The organism is Demequina salsinemoris (genome assembly GCF_000974805.1).
Classification (GTDB): domain Bacteria; phylum Actinomycetota; class Actinomycetes; order Actinomycetales; family Demequinaceae; genus Demequina; species Demequina salsinemoris.
The window spans coordinates 416,678-432,301 of the sequence record NZ_BBQZ01000002.1 but is presented as its reverse complement, the minus strand read 5'-3'; the positions used below and the strand labels follow the sequence as shown (position 1 = coordinate 432,301).

General features: G+C 68.0%; 12 protein-coding genes. All 12 read right to left on the bottom strand.

The annotated features are described in order from the left end of the window. Positions 1-2 precede the first annotated feature (2 nt). The gene (locus tag AOP78_RS14975; RefSeq protein WP_152659417.1) at positions 3-422 is read right to left on the bottom strand and encodes a prepilin-type N-terminal cleavage/methylation domain-containing protein; all 420 of its coding nucleotides are present in this window, start codon (positions 420-422) and stop codon (positions 3-5) included. 131 nt (positions 423-553) lie between these two features. Next, the gene (locus tag AOP78_RS05555) at positions 554-1,783 is read right to left on the bottom strand and encodes a type II secretion system F family protein (RefSeq protein WP_062202219.1); all 1,230 of its coding nucleotides are present in this window, start codon (positions 1,781-1,783) and stop codon (positions 554-556) included. 11 nt (positions 1,784-1,794) lie between these two features. Next, the gene (locus AOP78_RS05550) at positions 1,795-3,384 is read right to left on the bottom strand and encodes a type IV pilus twitching motility protein PilT (protein ID WP_304512087.1); all 1,590 of its coding nucleotides are present in this window, start codon (positions 3,382-3,384) and stop codon (positions 1,795-1,797) included. A 156-nt stretch (positions 3,385-3,540) separates the two neighbouring features. Continuing rightward, positions 3,541-5,214 carry a GspE/PulE family protein gene (locus AOP78_RS05545; protein WP_062202218.1) on the bottom strand — a complete coding sequence of 558 codons (1,674 nt, stop codon included), beginning with the start codon at positions 5,212-5,214 and terminating at the stop codon, positions 3,541-3,543. 99 nt (positions 5,215-5,313) lie between these two features. Continuing rightward, on the bottom strand, positions 5,314-6,156 hold the full coding sequence (locus AOP78_RS05540; protein WP_062202217.1) for a shikimate dehydrogenase: 843 nt from the start codon (positions 6,154-6,156) through the stop codon (positions 5,314-5,316). A gap of 4 nt (positions 6,157-6,160) precedes the next feature. After that, positions 6,161-7,288, bottom strand: coding sequence for an endolytic transglycosylase MltG (mltG, locus tag AOP78_RS05535; protein WP_062202216.1), 1,128 nt, complete (start codon positions 7,286-7,288; stop codon positions 6,161-6,163). Then, a complete protein-coding gene (ruvX, locus tag AOP78_RS05530; protein ID WP_236685302.1) occupies positions 7,281-7,739 on the bottom strand; it encodes a Holliday junction resolvase RuvX in 459 nt (152 codons plus the stop codon). Before ruvX ends, mltG begins: the two co-directional genes overlap by 8 nt. Before the next feature lie 4 nt (positions 7,740-7,743). Then, a complete protein-coding gene (alaS, locus tag AOP78_RS05525) occupies positions 7,744-10,416 on the bottom strand; it encodes an alanine--tRNA ligase (RefSeq protein ID WP_062202214.1) in 2,673 nt (890 codons plus the stop codon). A gap of 148 nt (positions 10,417-10,564) precedes the next feature. Beyond that, positions 10,565-11,191, bottom strand: coding sequence for a 30S ribosomal protein S4 (rpsD, locus tag AOP78_RS05520; RefSeq protein WP_062202213.1), 627 nt, complete (start codon positions 11,189-11,191; stop codon positions 10,565-10,567). Between the two features lie 157 nt (positions 11,192-11,348). Next, complete coding sequence (locus tag AOP78_RS05515; protein WP_152659416.1) at positions 11,349-12,602, bottom strand: hypothetical protein; 1,254 nt, start codon at positions 12,600-12,602, stop codon at positions 11,349-11,351. A gap of 98 nt (positions 12,603-12,700) precedes the next feature. Further along, positions 12,701-14,029: a replication-associated recombination protein A gene (locus AOP78_RS05510; protein ID WP_062202211.1), complete on the bottom strand. Its 1,329-nt coding sequence runs from the start codon at positions 14,027-14,029 to the stop codon at positions 12,701-12,703. A gap of 56 nt (positions 14,030-14,085) precedes the next feature. Beyond that, a complete protein-coding gene (locus AOP78_RS05505; RefSeq protein WP_062202210.1) occupies positions 14,086-15,564 on the bottom strand; it encodes an SH3 domain-containing protein in 1,479 nt (492 codons plus the stop codon). Positions 15,565-15,624 lie beyond the last annotated feature (60 nt).

Sequence of the window (15,624 nt, the reverse complement as noted above, 5' to 3'; positions counted from 1 at the left end):
GATCAGGTGGTGGCCGTGGTGCAGGTCGTGGAATCCGCGTAGAGCTCGCCGCTGGCGTCAGTGCTGTAGGAAGTGTGCTTGCCACCGGCGTAGGTGATCCACGCGCAGAAGGTGCCGTTGGTGGGGTCGAAAGTACCCACGCCGATGCTCGCCTTGTTGCTTGCCGTGAAGTCAACCGAGCCCATGATCGCGGCGGTGGTCGTGATAGTGGTGTCCTCGGTGAACGCGGCCACCACGAGGGTGCGGTAGGAGGCGAGGTCGGACTGCGCGGCCGAGTCCTTCGCCTTGGCCTGCTGGTCCAGATAGATCGGGATGGCGATCGCGGCCAGGATGCCGATGATGATGATGACGACAAGGAGCTCGACGAGCGTGAAGCCCTGCTCCTTGTTCTCCTCAAGGTGCTTGCGAATGCGAGCAATCATGTGCATTGCCTTTCATTTTCCTTTGAATAACCTTGGGACGGTCGCCCCTCGGTTTCGGCTCCGCCCCGACGGGAAATCCGGAAAACGCCCGGACACGGTGCCAAATCTGTGTGTGATGAATTTCTCGGAATTCAGCCGATGAGCTCGAAGATCTTGAATAGCGGGAGATATAGCGCAATCACCATGGAACCGATCAAACCACCCAGCACGGCAATCATGATGGGCTCGATCATGGCGGTCAATTGCTCTGTGGTGGATTCCACTTCCTGGTCGTAGAAGTCGGCGATCTTGTCCAGCATCGCGTCCAGCGCGCCCGTGTCCTCACCCACCGCGATCATCTGCACGACCATCGGCGGGAACACCGGGCTCTCGGCCAGCGGCCTGGCGAGCGAGTTACCCTTGCGCACCGACTGCTGGACATCCCTCGTGGCGTCCTCGAGCACGATGTTGCCAGAGGCCTGGCCCACGATCTCGAGCGCCTGCAGGATCGGCACGCCGGCACGGATCATGGAGCCGAAGGATCGGGCGAAGCGCGCGACCGCGATCTTGCGGATGAGGTTGCCGAAGATCGGCGCCTTCAAGGTCGCCGGCTGATAAGCCCGGCGGACGTTCTCCTTGTGCTTGTTCTTGCGCCACCAGAACGAGAAGGCGACGAGGCCGACGACGAGGATCGGCGCGGCGATCTTCATCACCGCCGACATCCACACGAGGATCCGCGTGGGAAGGGGCAGGGTGCCTCCCAGATCCGCGAACATGTTGGCGAACACCGGCACGATGAAGATGAGCATCGCCGCGGTGGCCAGGATCGCGATGCAGAAGACCACGACCGGATAGGTCATCGCGGACTTGATCTTTCCACGCAGCGCGACCTCGCTCTCAAAGTTCTCGGCGATCGCGACGAGCACCTCGTCGAGGAAGCCTCCGACCTCACCGGCCTTGACCATGTTGATCATGATCGGAGGGAACACCTCGGGGTGACGCCCCAGCGCCTTCGAGAATGATGAGCCGGTCTCGACGTCCGAGCGGACCTCACCCACGACCTTCTTGAGCGCCTTGTTCTCTGTCTGATCGGCGAGGATCGCGAGGGCTCTGAGCAGCGAGAGACCCGCGCCGATCATGACCGCGAGCTGACGCGACATGATCGCGATGTCCTTGAGCCCGATCGACTCGCCCAGTCCGGGAATATTGATCTCGGCGTTGAGCCCAGTGCCGCCGGCTTCGGAGACCGAGAGCGCCGTCAGTCCGCGCTCCTTGAGTCGCGACGCCACGGCGGCCGAGTTCGGCGCCTCCATGGTGGACTTGTGCTCCTTGCCCTGCGCATCGCGGGCGACGAAGTCGTACTGCTTGGTTGCCGTTGCCATGTCCTGCTCCCCTATCGCTGCCCGGCCCGGCCGCACAGGCGGTTGAACTCCTCGACGGAGTGAGCGATCTCGACGGCGTAGTCGTAGTGGACGGCGCCCTCGCGCACGAGCTCGGCGAGGTGCTGGTCCATGGTCTGCATGCCCTTGTCCGCGCCCGACTGGAGCGACGTGTGGATCTGGTGCGTCTTGCCCTCGCGGATCAGGTTGCGAATACCAGGCGTCGCGAACATGACCTCGACGGCGACGGCGCGGCCCGGTCCGTCGGCCCTGGGCAGCAGCGCCTGGCACAACACGCCCTGGATCGCGGTCGCGAGCTGGGTGCGCACCTGCCCCTGCTGCTCGGCAGGGAACACGTCGATCACTCGGTCGATCGTCTGCGCCGCGTCCTGCGTGTGGAGCGTCGCGAACACGAGGTGACCGGTCTCGGCGGCGGTGAGGGCGACCTGGATGGTCTCCAGGTCACGCATCTCGCCGATGAGGATGACATCCGGGTCCTGACGCAGCACATGCTTGAGCGCCTTCTGGAAGGACTGCGTGTCCGAGCCGACCTCGCGCTGGTTCACGAGGGAGCGCTTGTGCTGGTGCAGGAACTCGATCGGGTCCTCGACCGTCATGATGTGGCCGCTTCGCGAGCGGTTCACGAGGTCGATGAGCGACGCGAGCGTCGTCGACTTTCCGGAACCCGTGGGACCGGTGACGAGCACGAGACCGCGGGCAAGGTCGGCGAACTGCTTCACCGGCGCGGGGATGCCGAGCGCCTCGAGCGGCTTGATCTCGAAGGGGATCACGCGGAAGGCCGCGCCGATCGACTCTCGCTGCACGTAGATGTTCACGCGGAAGCGCGACTCGTGCGGAAGAGCGTACGAGAAATCGAGTTCAAGCTCCTCCTCGAACTTCTCGCGCTGCGCCTGAGTAAGGATCTGGTAGAGCGTGCGCTGCAGGCCCTCCTTCTCCAGCGTCCCGAAGCCCTCGAGCGCCTTGAGTCCCCCGTCCACGCGCACCATGGGCGGGGAGCCTACGGTGAGATGAAGGTCGGAGGCCTTCGACTCGAGCATGGCGCGGAGCGCCGCGTTGAGGTCGAGGTCCGTCTCCTGGCGCTCGTTGCTCATCCCCAGGCGGTGCGTCGCGGGCTGGGCGGCGGCGGGACGCTGCTGTGCGGGAGCCGGAACCGCCTGCTGCTGCGCGGGCTGCTGGCGGATCGTCTCGGTCGGCGCCGCCGCGACGGGCTGACGCGGGGGCTGAGCCTGAGACATGAGCGGCTGGCGCTGGACCTGCCGGGTGGGCTGCGAAGCGGAAGCCGCGGTTGGCACCGAGGGTGCCGGCTGTGCGGACACAGGCGCGAACGCGGGCTGCGCGCCGAGAGCTGGCGGCGCCGGTTGCGGCGCGACCGGCTGCTGCGGCTGCTGCTGCGCAGATGGCTGCTGCGCCGGCAGGAACGACCCCGCTGGCGAGGGCTGGTACGCCGCCTCCGCGCCCGGCTGGGGGGCGGGCTGGAACGACTGTTGACTGGAAGGCTGCTGCGGAACGAATCCGGCGGTCGGCTGCGCGGGCGCAGGCTGCTGTGCCTGCCCAGGCACGTTCTCGGGCATGAACGACGTCATCCAGCACTCTCCCTCAGCGCGAGCACCTGCTCCTCGCATCGACTTGCATCCCTCATATCGGCCATCGGTGCGTAGGACTCAAGTCCCGACCACTGTGCCGCACATTCCTCGTTTTGGCAACGACCCCCGTCGTGCCTGCTACCTACCGACACAGCGCTACTTGACCACACGAAGGAGCTCCTCCACCGACGTCGTGCCCTCGAGCACCTTGGCCCAGCCGTCCATGAGCAGGGTCTCCATGCCGGCCTCCCGGGCCTTGCGGCCGATCTCGGCCGCGGAGGCGCGCGCGACCGCGAGCCGCTCGAGGTCCTCGTCGACCGTCATGACCTCGTGGAGCGCGACTCGCCCGCGGTAGCCCGTGTTCGAGCAGCGCTGGCAGCCAACCGGCCGGTAGACGACGGGCAGGGGCTTGGTCTCGTCCCAACCGACGTTCGCGGGGATCTCGCTCGCGTCCTCGATCGGATACTCGACCGAGCAGTGATCGCACAGGCGACGCGCGAGTCGCTGGGCGACCACGCAGTCGACGGCGGAACCCACGAGGAACGGCTCGATGTCCATCTCGATGAGGCGGGTGAGCGCGGAGGGCGCATCGTTCGTGTGAAGGGTCGACAGCACCAGGTGACCGGTAAGCGCCGCTTCGATCGCGATCTGCGCGGTCTCGTGGTCGCGGATCTCACCGAGGAGGACGACATCGGGGTCGGCACGAAGGATCGAGCGCAGCGCCGAGGCGAAGGTCAGTCCCGCCTTGGGGTTCACCTGCACCTGGTTGATGCCCGCGATGCGGTACTCGACCGGGTCCTCGACCGTGATGACGTTGATCTCGGGCCTGCTGATCTGGTTGAGCGTCGCGTACAACGTGGTCGACTTGCCCGAGCCCGTGGGGCCCGTGACGAGGATCATGCCGTACGGCTTCGTGAACGTCTCCGAGTACTGCGCGTAGTTGCGCTCACGGATGCCGAGGTCCGCGAGATCGAGCGTCGCGGTCGAGTTGTCGAGGATACGCATGACGACCTTCTCCCCCCACACCGTGGGAAGAGTCGCGACGCGCAGATCGATCTTGCGGCCCTGATGGTTGACCGACAGGCGGCCGTCCTGAGGCTTGCGGCGCTCGGCGATGTCGATGTCCGACATGATCTTGAGGCGCGACGTCACGCCGTTGGCGATCGTCTTCGACGCGCGCTGCATCTCGTGAAGCACGCCGTCGATGCGGTAGCGGACGCGCAGGTCCGTCTCCGTCGGCTCGATGTGGATGTCGGACGCGCGGTCCTGCACAGCCTGGGAGATGAGCAGGTTCACGAAGCGCACGATCGGCGCGTCGTCGTCCGAGATCCCGGAGCCCAGGTCCTCGTCATCGAGGTTGACCTCGGACTCGGACAGCGACTCCTGCAGGTCCTCGAGCTCCGCGTCGGAACGGCAGTAGCGGTCGATGGCCGCGAGCAAGTCCTCGTGGGCGGCGACCACGGGGACGACCGTCCGCTTGGAGATCGTGCGGAAGTCGTCGACCGCGACCACGTTGCCCGGGTTGGACATCGCGACCCGCAGCTCGCCGGCCTCGCTGAAGCCGATCGGGAGCGCCGCGTGCCTGCGGCACACCGGCCCGGGCACGAGCGCGACCGCCGCGCGGTCCACGGGGTAGTCGGCGAGCTCCACGAACTCCATGCCGACCTGGGCCGCGAGCACCTGCACGAGCTGAGGCTCCGTGAGCAGCCCGAGCTCCACCAGGGTGCTGCCGAGCGACTGCCCGCGCTGCTGCTGGGCGTCGATGGCATCGATCAACTGGTCTTCGGTGAGCAGGCCCTCCTCGAGGAGGATCGTGCCGAGACGCTTCACAGGACCTCCCCAGGCGTACCGATGCTGAACCATTCGCGGTTCTGAACACCGCAGATGCTACATCGGCACGAGTGGGCGATCACCCAAGCGTCGGAAACATCACACTCGTGCCAGAGCGTGCTCCATCGCGCGGATTGGCGCGGTATGTCCAGTCATGAGCCTGACCTGCTCGGCCGCCTGGTGAACCAGCATGCGCTGCCCGCCGACGAACGTTCCTCCGCCCGCGACCCAGGCCTCTGCGAGCGGCGTCACCAGCGGATCGTAGACCACGTCGAGCAGCACTCCCCGTGCGTTGCGCAGCCGCGCGCCGAGCGCGGCGCCCGCCGCCGCCGGGATCGTGGACACGACCGCGTCCGCGACGGATGCCCTCGCGACCACCGAAGCGTCCGCATCGTCCGTGCCCAGGGGCACGAGCACCGGGGACAGACCCATGCGGGACGCGGCCCTCACCAGCCCCCCGGCACGCGCACGGTTGCGCACGGCCACGACCGGCGCGGTGCAGCCCAGCTGCCCGAGGGCTGCGATCGTCGAGGTGGCGGTCGCTCCCCCGCCGATCACGACGGCCGACTCCACGTGCTCCAGGCCGCCCTCGCGCAGCGCCGCGACGATGCCGTGCACGTCCGTGTTGGCGCCCACGAGCTGCCGCGTGCTGCCCACATGCTGAACCACCACCGTGTTCAGCGCGCCCACGAGCTTGGCCATGGGCTCGATGAAGTCCATGAGCGGCATCGCCGCGACCTTGAGCGGCATCGTCAGCGACAGCCCGGCCCATTCGGGACCGAGGCCGGCCACGAAGTCGGCGAGCCCCTCCTCGGTCACGTCGTAGGCGTCGTACTCCCAGTCCAGCCCCAGCTCCGCGTACGCGGCACGATGCAGGACGGGGGACAGCGAATGCGCGATGGGGTGACCGAGCACCCCCGCCCGACGCGGCTGGTCCGTCACGGGATCAGTCGGAGCTGTCGGAGTTCTTCGCGTACCACTGCTGGAGCTGCGCGACGTTCTGGAGGTGCTCCTCGTACGTCTCGGCGTACTTGGTCTTGCCCGTGGTGAGGTTCACCGTCACGAAGTAGAGGTAGTCGTTCTCGGCGGGCGAGACAGCCGCCTGGATCGAGGCCTCTCCTGGGCCGGCGATCGGGCCAGGCGGCAGACCCGCGTACAGGTAGGTGTTGTACGGGTTGTCGACCGCGCGATCGTCCTCGTCGGTGAAGACGCTGTCCGACGGCGCGAAGTAGTGGATCGTCGAGTCGAGCTGGAGCGGCATGTCGATCGCGAGGCGGTTGTAGATGACGCCCGCGATCAACGGACGGTCCTTGTCGAGACGTGCCTCGCGCTCCACGAGCGACGCCACCGTGAGGATCTCCTCCCAGTTCTCCTCGGCCACGCCGTTGCGCTCGAGCACGTCGACGGTGGTGGACACCATCTTGGCGAGCACGTCGGTCGGCGTCACGCCAGGGTTGAAGGAGTACGTGGACGGGAAGAGCCAGCCCTCGAGGTTGCCGTCGGCCTCCTCGGGCAGGCCGAGCGCCTCGGTGTCCTGCGCCGCCTCCTCGACCTCCTCCTTGGTGTAGTCGGTGAGGTCGGCGATCTTCTGGTAGTACGTGTCGAGCGTCTTGCCCTCGACCACCGTGATCGTCCGCAGGTCGCGGTAGTCGGGGTCGAGCAGCTGCAGGACCGCCGCCGACGCGGACATCTCGCGGTGCATGAAGTAGTAGCCGGCCTGGATGCTGGCCGAGTCGGGGTTGTCGTTGTACGCCTGGATGAACGCCGCGGTGGACGCGACGACGCCAGCGTCGTACAGCGTCTGCGCGATCTGGGCGCCGGTGTCGCCCGAGGAGATCACGACCTGGACGGTCCCCTGGCCGGTGCCCTCGTAGTCCTCGACCGCGGCCGAGCCGCTGCTGAGGGACGCGAAGAAGTTGTAGGCGACGGACCCGCCCAGCGCGAGCACCACGAGCCCGATGGCGGTCGCCACGAGCGTGAACTTGCGCCTCGTCGCGCGACGCTTGCGCCGCTGCAGACGACGCATGTCGAGCGACGTGGTCGACGTTGGCTCGGCCTCGAACAGGTCAGTCATCGTTCCCCTTGCTGGGTAGGACCTCGGTCGTCACTGCACCGAGGTTGTCCCTCTTCTGTACTTCCAGAGCGGTCTCCAGGATCACCACCGCGGCGGCCTGGTCGATGACCTGGCGCTGAGCCTTGGCTGACCTTCCCGCGGCGCTCATCTGCCGCGACGCCGAGGCGGTCGAGAACCGCTCATCGATCAAACGCACTGTAGCGGGCGTCAGTTCCGCGAGCTGGGCGGCGAAGCCCCGCGCGTCGGTGGCCGAGGTGCCCTCACGTCCCTTCAGTGTACGCGGCAGGCCCACGAAGACCTCGGTGGCCTCGCGCTCAGCGACGAGGTCGGCGACCTCCTGGACCGCCTTCGGCGACCGGGTCACGGTCGCCACCGGGAAGGCCATGAGCCCGTCAGGGTCGCTCGCAGCGACGCCGACGCGGACCGTGCCCACGTCGACGCCGACGCGCACGTGCCTATCCACGATTGGCGATCGCCGCCTCGACGGCCTCGAGGGCCGCGCCGATCCTGGTCGCGTCCTGGCCGCCGCCCTGAGCGAGGTCGGGCTTGCCGCCGCCACCGCCACCGAGCACGCCGGCGGCCACCTTCACGAGGTCGCCCGCCTTGATCTTCAGGTCGCGCGCGCCCTGGTTGGTGCCGATCACGATCTGCGGGCGGCCGTCGATCGCGGCCGAGGCCGCGACCACGGCGGGACCGGACTCGCCGAGGCGCGCCCGGACGTCCATGACCAGGGCACGCAGGTCGTCCCCGGAGCCCGCGGCGTCGGACTCGTGGGCGACGACGCGCACTCCCCCGACCTCCTTGGCCGTGTCGACGAGCGAGGCGGCCGCCTCGCGCATGGCCTGCGCGCGATAGCCGGCAAGCTGCTTCTCGGCGTCGGAGACGCGCTCCAGGAGCTTCTCGATGCGGCCCTTGAGCTCGCCGGGCTGCACCTTGAGGGTGGACGTCAGCTCGCTCACGAGCGCGCGCTCGGCGGCAAGGTGCTCGAAGGCCTCGAAGCCCACGAAGGCCTCGATGCGACGCGAGCCGGAGCCCACCGAGGACTCGGTGCTGACGGCGACCATGCCGACCTGGCTCGAGTGCTCGACGTGCGTGCCTCCGCACAGCTCACGCGACCAAGGGCCGCCGATCTGGACCACGCGCACGTTCGAGTCGTCGTAGGTCTCGCCGAACAGCGCGACCGCGCCCCATTCCTTGGCCTCGGGCAGCGTCATGTACTGCCACGACACCGGCAGGTCGCCCCTGATCGCCCGGTTCGTGACCTCCTCGATCTCCGAGCGGGTCTCCGTGCTGAGCGCCTGGCCCCACGAGAAGTCGAGACGCAGGTAGCCGGGCTTGTTGTACGAGCCCGACTGGAGCGCCTCCGGGCCGAGCACCTCGCGCAGCGCGGCGTGGAGGAGGTGCGTGCCGGAGTGCGCCTGACGTGCGCCGAGGCGCCAGTCGGCGTCGACCTCGGCCGAGACCGCATCGCCGACGGCGACCTCGCCCTCGACCACCTTGACGGTGTGGACCACGAGGCCCTTGATGGGCTTCTGGACGTCCACGACCTCGAGGGTCGCGTTCGCGGCGCGGATCACGCCCGCGTCGGCCTCCTGACCTCCGGACTCCGCGTAGAACGGCGTCTGCGGCAGGATCACCTCGAGCGTGTCGCCCTCGACGCCCACCGGCACGGCGACGCCGTCCTTGAGGAGGCCCTGGACCTCGGTGGCCGTCGCGAGCTCGTGGTAGCCCTTGAACTCGGTCGCGTGGGCCTCGAGCAGGCCCTGGTACACCGCGGTGTCGGCGTGACCGCCCTTCTTCGCCTTGGCGTCCGCCCTGGCACGCTCGCGCTGCTCGGTCATGAGCTCGCGGAACTTCGCCTCGTCCACCTGGAGCCCGGCCTCGGAGGCCATCTCCAGCGTGATCTCGAACGGGAAGCCGTACGTGTCGTGGAGCTGGAAGGCGTCGGCGCCCGTGATGGCCTTGTTGCCCTCGCCCTTCGCCTTCTCGACCGCGGTGTCGAAGATCGTGGTGCCGGCGACGAGGGTGCGACGGAACGCGTCCTCCTCGCGATACGCGATCTCGCTGATGCGCGCGAAGTCGGCCTCGAGGTTCGGGTACGTGGACTTCATCGCGTCCTTGGACACGGGCAGGAGCTCGGGGAGCGAGGCGTCCTCGACGCCGAGCAGCTTCATGTTGCGCACCGAGCGACGCAGCAGGCGACGCAGCACGAAGCCGCGGCCCTCGTTGCCCGGCTTCACGCCGTCGCCGATGAGCATGAGCGACGAGCGGATGTGGTCGGCGATCACGCGGAAGCGGACGTCGGCCTCCTTGTCGTCGCCGTACGTGAGCCCGGTGAGGCGCTGCACCTCGCCGATGACGGGGAACACCTCGTCGGTCTCGTAGAAGTTCTCGACGCCCTGCTTGAGGAACGCGATGCGCTCGAGGCCCGCGCCGGTGTCGATCGCCTTCTGGTCGAGCTCGCGGATGAGTTCGTAGTCCTTGCCGTCGCCGGGACCGCGCAGGTACTGGTCGAAGACCAGGTTCCAGATCTCGAGGTAGCGGTCGCCACCGGGATCCACGGTGCCGCCGACCGCGTCGGGCCCGTAGGCGGGGCCGCGGTCGTAGTGCCACTCGGCGCAGGGTCCGGCGGGGCCGGGCTGTCCGGTGTCCCAGAAGATCTCCTCGCGCGTGAGCTTGACGATCTGGTCGGGGTTCACGCCCGCGTTGACGAGCGAGGACAGCGCCTCGTCGTCCTCGTTCCAGATGGTGACCCAGAAGCGCTCGGGCTCGAAGCCGTAGCCGCCCTGGTCCTCAGGCGTGGTGAGCAGCTCCCACGCGAAGTTGATGGCGCCTTCCTTGAAGTAGTCGCCGAACGAGAAGTTGCCCAGCATCTGGAAGAACGTGCCGTGACGGGTGGTCTTGCCGACCTCCTCGATGTCCTTGGTGCGGATGCACTTCTGGACGGACGCGATGCGCGGGTGCGGCGACTGCTCGGTCCCGATGATGTACGGGATGAACGGCACCATGCCGGCGACGGTGAACAGCAGCGACGGGTCGGGCGACACGAGCGAGGTGCTGGGGGCGATGTGGTGCCCCTGCTTCGCGAAGTAGTCGTTCCATCGCGTGGCGATCTCAGCGGAGCGCATGCGTGTCCTTGTCTCTCAAAGCTTGCGTATTCGAAGAAGTCTGGCGGGGGTAAGCGAAACGCCGCGGCACGCCCTCCCTTGCGGGAGCAGCGCACCGCGGCGTCTGCTGAGGTAAAGGCTCTGGATCAGAGCCTACCGTCGGTCTGGCTTAGCGAGCGTAGTACTCGACGACCAGCTGGACCTCGCAGGTCACCGGGACCTCGGCGCGCTTGGGGCGACGCACGAGCTGAGCGGTGAGCTTCTCCAGCGTGACGTTGAGGTAGTCCGGCACCTCGGGCAGCACGTCGCGGTGCGCACCGGCGGCGGCGGCCATGTAGGGCTCCATCGTGACGGCCTTGGGCTTGACCTGGATGGTCTGGCCCGGCTTCACGCGGAACGAGGGGCGGTCGACGATCTTGCCGTCCACGAGGATGTGGCGGTGCAGGACCGACTGGCGGGCCTGGAGGATCGTGCGGGCGAAGCCGGCGCGCAGCACGAGCGCGTCGAGACGCATCTCGAGAAGCTCGACGAACGCCTCACCGGTCAGGCCCTGCTCCTTCTTCGCCTCGGCGTAGGTGGAGAGCATCTGCTTCTCGCGGAGGCCGTACTGGGCGCGAAGACGCTGCTTCTCGCGCAGACGGACGGCGTAGTCGCTCTCCTTGCGGCGGGCGGTACGGCCGTGCTCACCCGGCGGGTAGGGGCGCTTCTCGAAGTGCTTGACGGCCTTCGGCGTCAGAGCGAGGCCGAGGGCGCGGGACAGTCGCACCTGGCGACGTGCCTTCTGAACAGAGGTCATGATTTCCTTCACTGTCCCCGGGCGCGCGGATGCGACCGGGAAAGTACGAATGTGTGCATGTTCGCGGCGACAGCAGCCAACCGTCCGCGAGGGCTGAACAAGGATACCAGGAGGTGGGCGCCTTGTCAGTCCATAGACCCCGGTGCTCGCGCGAGACTCACGTCACTGGGACCGCTTTCGGCGACGTTGCGGGTTCTCGAACACTGTGGGCGCCTGGGAAGCCTGCAGGAATCCAGCGTGAGGCCGCCACAAGGCCGGTCAGCAGAGCGAGATGCAACGGAAGCGTGACCGTCCAAGAGAGTGGGAGCTGCTGCGACTTGGCGAGCGAGACCAACAGCCCGGGGGGTGCAAGCGCGACAGCAGTCCGTCCCGTACGCCGATGGACAAGAGCCGCCACAGCCGCCAGAAGAATCGCTACCGTTGGGGCATAAAGACCAAGCCGGTAGTAGGGCCAGAAGATGAAGTCCGTCAACACCCTTGCCCAGACAACAACGGCGACGGCGACGGTCGCGCCATCCGTGCTGTTCCGCGTGACGCGCCAGGCAATGAGGGACGCGCCGACGATCAGCACAGCTTGGGTGATGCGCATCTGCCAAGTGATCTCCGAGGGCTGGCCCCACAGAGCACCAATTGCAGACGCGCCTCGGCTTGGCCACGTCTTGTCGAACATGTGAAAACTGCCGCTGAGTACAAAAGGCACCCACACCGACAGCGCAATCGCTCCCCCAAGAGCGGCGGCTCTGATTCTGGACGTCCAACCAGGCAACGCGAGCAGGAGCACCGGGATCGCAAGAACCGCCCAGGTCTCGAGTCCGCACGCGAGGCCGAGAAACGCACCGACGCGCCACTGGTGCGATCTCCCTGCACTGTCGGCCGCCAGAAGCCATAGCGCCGGTATCCACAAGTAGGTGGGATGCTGCCACCCGATCTCGCTCGCTAGGTCCCAAGCCAGGAACAGCAAGGCGAACGTCGCGGCTGCGCCAATGTAGAGCCATCGCGGAGGTCTGAGCCGCATCGACCACAGCGTTGCGGCGTAGAACGCGGGAGCAAGCATGGCGAACGCCGCGCTCGCGAAGGCAAGCTCCGAGGAAACCCCTGAAAAATCGAAGACAAGTGCACTCACGGCGGCCCAGAGCAGCGCCAATGGACCCGTCTGAATCCACGGGTCGCTGAACACCTCGCCGAGATCGCCGTGCAGAATGTGGCTGCCTGCTTCGGCGAATCCGAAGTAGTCACTAGAAATCGAGTCGTGTGCGGCATGTATGGAGCTCCACGTCGCGGCATCCAACGGAGAGTGCTCAACGTCTGCCGCACTAGCAACGACAACGACGAAGGCCGCCGCAATCATGGCCCATAGCCACGAGAAGCGACCCGATGTTGGAGCCGACAGCCAACGGTAGGCAGCGGACACGCCGGGAAGAGTCCTGAGTTTCGACATCGCGCCTGATTATTCACGACACCGTGGAAGTTCTGGAAGACCAACGCGACGCATGTCACTCGCGCGCGCCGTCAGTCCCGTCCCAGCATCTCCCGGATGGTCGCGAGGCGCTCGCTCAAGGTGCGCTCCACGCCGTGCTCGGTCGGCTGGTAGTACCGCGTGCCACGCAGCGTCTCCGGCAGGTACTCCTGGCGCGCGACGCCGCGCGGCGCATCGTGGCTGTACACGTACCCCTTGCCGTGGCCGAGCTTCTCGGCACCGCTGTAGTGGGCGTCGCGCAGGTGCTCGGGGACGACGCCGGCGCGGCCGGCCTTGACGTCGGCGATCGCCTGGTTGATGGCCATGTAGGCGCGGTTGGACTTGGGAGCCATCGCAAGATAGGCCGTGGCCTCGGCGAGCGGGATGCGACCCTCCGGCATGCCGATGAAGCTCACGGCGTCCGCGGCCGCCTGCGCGATGACCAGCCCCTGCGGATCGGCGAGGCCGATGTCCTCGGACGCGAGGATCACGAGCCTGCGCGCGATGAACCGGGGGTCCTCCCCCGCCACGACCATGCGCGCCAGGTAGTGCAGCGCCGCATCGACGTCCGACCCACGCACCGACTTGATGAACGCGGAGATCACGTCGTAGTGCTGGTCGCCCGACTTGTCGTAGGCGACGAGCGCGGCGTCCATCGTGGCCTCGATGATCGCCTCCGTGATCACCCCGTCGCCGTCGGCCGCCGTGTCGGCCACCGCTTCGAGCAGCGTGAGCGCCTTGCGAGCGTCAGCCCCCGCGACGCGCACGAGCTGGTCCCGAGCATCATCCTGAAGCGTGACCTCTCCACCCAACCCGCGCGGATCGGCGACCGCGCGCTCCACCAGGGCCACCACATCGTCCACGCCCAGCGGCTTGAGCGTGAGCAGCAGGGACCGCGACAGGAGCGGGCCCACCACCGAGAACGACGGGTTCTCCGTCGTCGCGCCGATCAGGGTGATCCACCGGTTCTCGACCGCGGGCAGCAGGATGTCCTGCTGGCTGCGCGTGAAACGGTGGATCTCGTCGATGAAGACGACCGTCTCGCGCTCCCCCGTCGCGAGGCGGCGCTTGGAGTCGTCGATGACCGCGCGCACGTCCTTGACGCCAGAGGACACCGCGGACAGCTCGACGAAGCGGCGACCGCCCGCGACGAGGTAGGCGAGCGTCGTCTTGCCCGTCCCTGGAGGTCCCCACAGCATCACCGACGTGGCGGGAGCGGTCTCCCCGATCAGCCGACGCAGCGGCGAGCCGGCGCCGAGGAGGTGTGACTGGCCGACGACCTCGTCTAGCGTGCGAGGGCGCATGCGCACGGCGAGCGGCGACGACGCGGTGGGCGCCGGGACGCCCGAGGCATCGGTGCGCGTCGCGTCGAACAGGTCCATGCCGTCAGCCTAGGGCGTGGGTGGGACATCGCCGGCCCACGCCCCGAGCGGTCGCGTCACATCGTGGCGGCGGCATACTCCGTGGGCGAGAGGATCGCGTACACGTCCTTGACGGGACGCTTGATGAGGAAGACGCCCCAGTCCTCGCGGTTCGCGGTCGGGTAGTTGCCCTCGATCGCGTAGACGTATCCGCCCGACACGTGGTCGACGATGCCCGCATGCGTCGGCCCGTTGTAGGGGTAGACGTCGAACAGGAGGACATCGCCAGGCTTCATCTCGCCGAGCGTCGGCGTGCGGTCGAGCGCGCCCGACCTCTCGGCCACCTTGGCCCAGTCCGCGTACAGCGCCTTCTTGGGCACTCCGGCCGCGTAGCCGGCCTTCCAGAACGACCACGCGACGAACACGTGGCACCACGCGTAGTTGGCGCCGATCCAGTCGTTGTACTTGTTCACGTTCCGGGACGGCTCCAGGTAGCCGATCTGCGAGCGGGCGACGGAGAGCAGGGCGTCGGCGTCCCAGTACCCACCGACCGAGACCTTGCCCGGGCGCGTCCAGCCCTTGGTGCCGTCGAAGGCGACCAGCCACCATCCGTTGCGCACCACGCCGGTGAAGACGCCCTTGGTGCCGTCCACGACCCGTCCGGTCACTGCCGAGGAAGTCGAGGGCTTCGCGCGCAGCGCGAGCGACGCCGCGGTGACCCACACGCGCGGAAGCGAGCCGCTCGGCTTCGAAGCCGTGAAGGACGACTTGGGCGCCCAGGCGCGCACGCTGCCTATCTGCACCCGCATCCACGTGCCGCTCGCCTCGCCCGTCGCGTAGGCGCGCGCGCCCTCGTAGGCGGTGACGGTCGTGCCCCGTGACGTCGAGGGTCCCGAGCGCAGTGCGAGCGTGTCGGCCATGACCCAGACGTTGCCGCGCGCGGTGTCGTGCGTCGCGGCCGCGGGGGCGGTGCCGGCGATCAGCGCGAGGCGCTTGCGCGGCGCCCACGCGACGGTGCCCTTGATCTTCACCTGCCACCAGTTGCCGACGCTGAGCCCCGTCAGCGTCGCGGCCGTGCCGCGGCTCGCGGTCACCTTGACCCGCGATGACGTCGAGGGCCCTGACCGGAGGCTCAGCGACGACGCCGTCACCATGACCCTGGCAGCCTTCGCCCCGGGAGCAGTGGTGGTGAGCGCCGACGACTGAACCCAACCCGTGATGCCGGCCCGCACCACCTGGACCCAGTCGCCGGACGTCCGCCCGGTTGCCTTCAGCGTCGTGTATGGCTGGCTGCGGAAAGCGATCCGGCTGGAAGAGGAGGCCTCGTTCCTCAGCGCGACGTCCTTGCCGGCGACCCAGAGCTTCGTCCCCCGCGGCGCCTCGAGAGCGTCAGTGGCCGTCGGCACGCGCGTCGCGCCCGCCTCGACGGCGGCGAGCGCCGGCGTGGGAAGCACGGCGATCAGCACGGCGACGATGATCGCGAAGGCCGGCGACCAGCCTCTCGCGGCGCGCGCACCTGGGTCGCTCGTACCGTCGAGACGCTGTGCGACTGCCATGGATCGATTCCTCACCCTTCACGAACGCGACGCTCAACATGTCGCTGCTGCCACAAGAAT

Coding starts and splice junctions, on each gene's coding strand:
- AOP78_RS05550 (WP_304512087.1), bottom strand. CDS start 3,384: ATGACGTCGTTCATGCCCGAGAACGTGCCTGGGCAGGCACAGCAGCCT.
- rpsD (WP_062202213.1), bottom strand. CDS start 11,191: ATGACCTCTGTTCAGAAGGCACGTCGCCAGGTGCGACTGTCCCGCGCC.
- alaS (WP_062202214.1), bottom strand. CDS start 10,416: ATGCGCTCCGCTGAGATCGCCACGCGATGGAACGACTACTTCGCGAAG.
- AOP78_RS14975 (WP_152659417.1), bottom strand. CDS start 422: ATGATTGCTCGCATTCGCAAGCACCTTGAGGAGAACAAGGAGCAGGGC.
- AOP78_RS05505 (WP_062202210.1), bottom strand. CDS start 15,564: ATGGCAGTCGCACAGCGTCTCGACGGTACGAGCGACCCAGGTGCGCGC.
- mltG (WP_062202216.1), bottom strand. CDS start 7,288: ATGACTGACCTGTTCGAGGCCGAGCCAACGTCGACCACGTCGCTCGAC.
- AOP78_RS05510 (WP_062202211.1), bottom strand. CDS start 14,029: ATGGACCTGTTCGACGCGACGCGCACCGATGCCTCGGGCGTCCCGGCG.
- AOP78_RS05555 (WP_062202219.1), bottom strand. CDS start 1,783: ATGGCAACGGCAACCAAGCAGTACGACTTCGTCGCCCGCGATGCGCAG.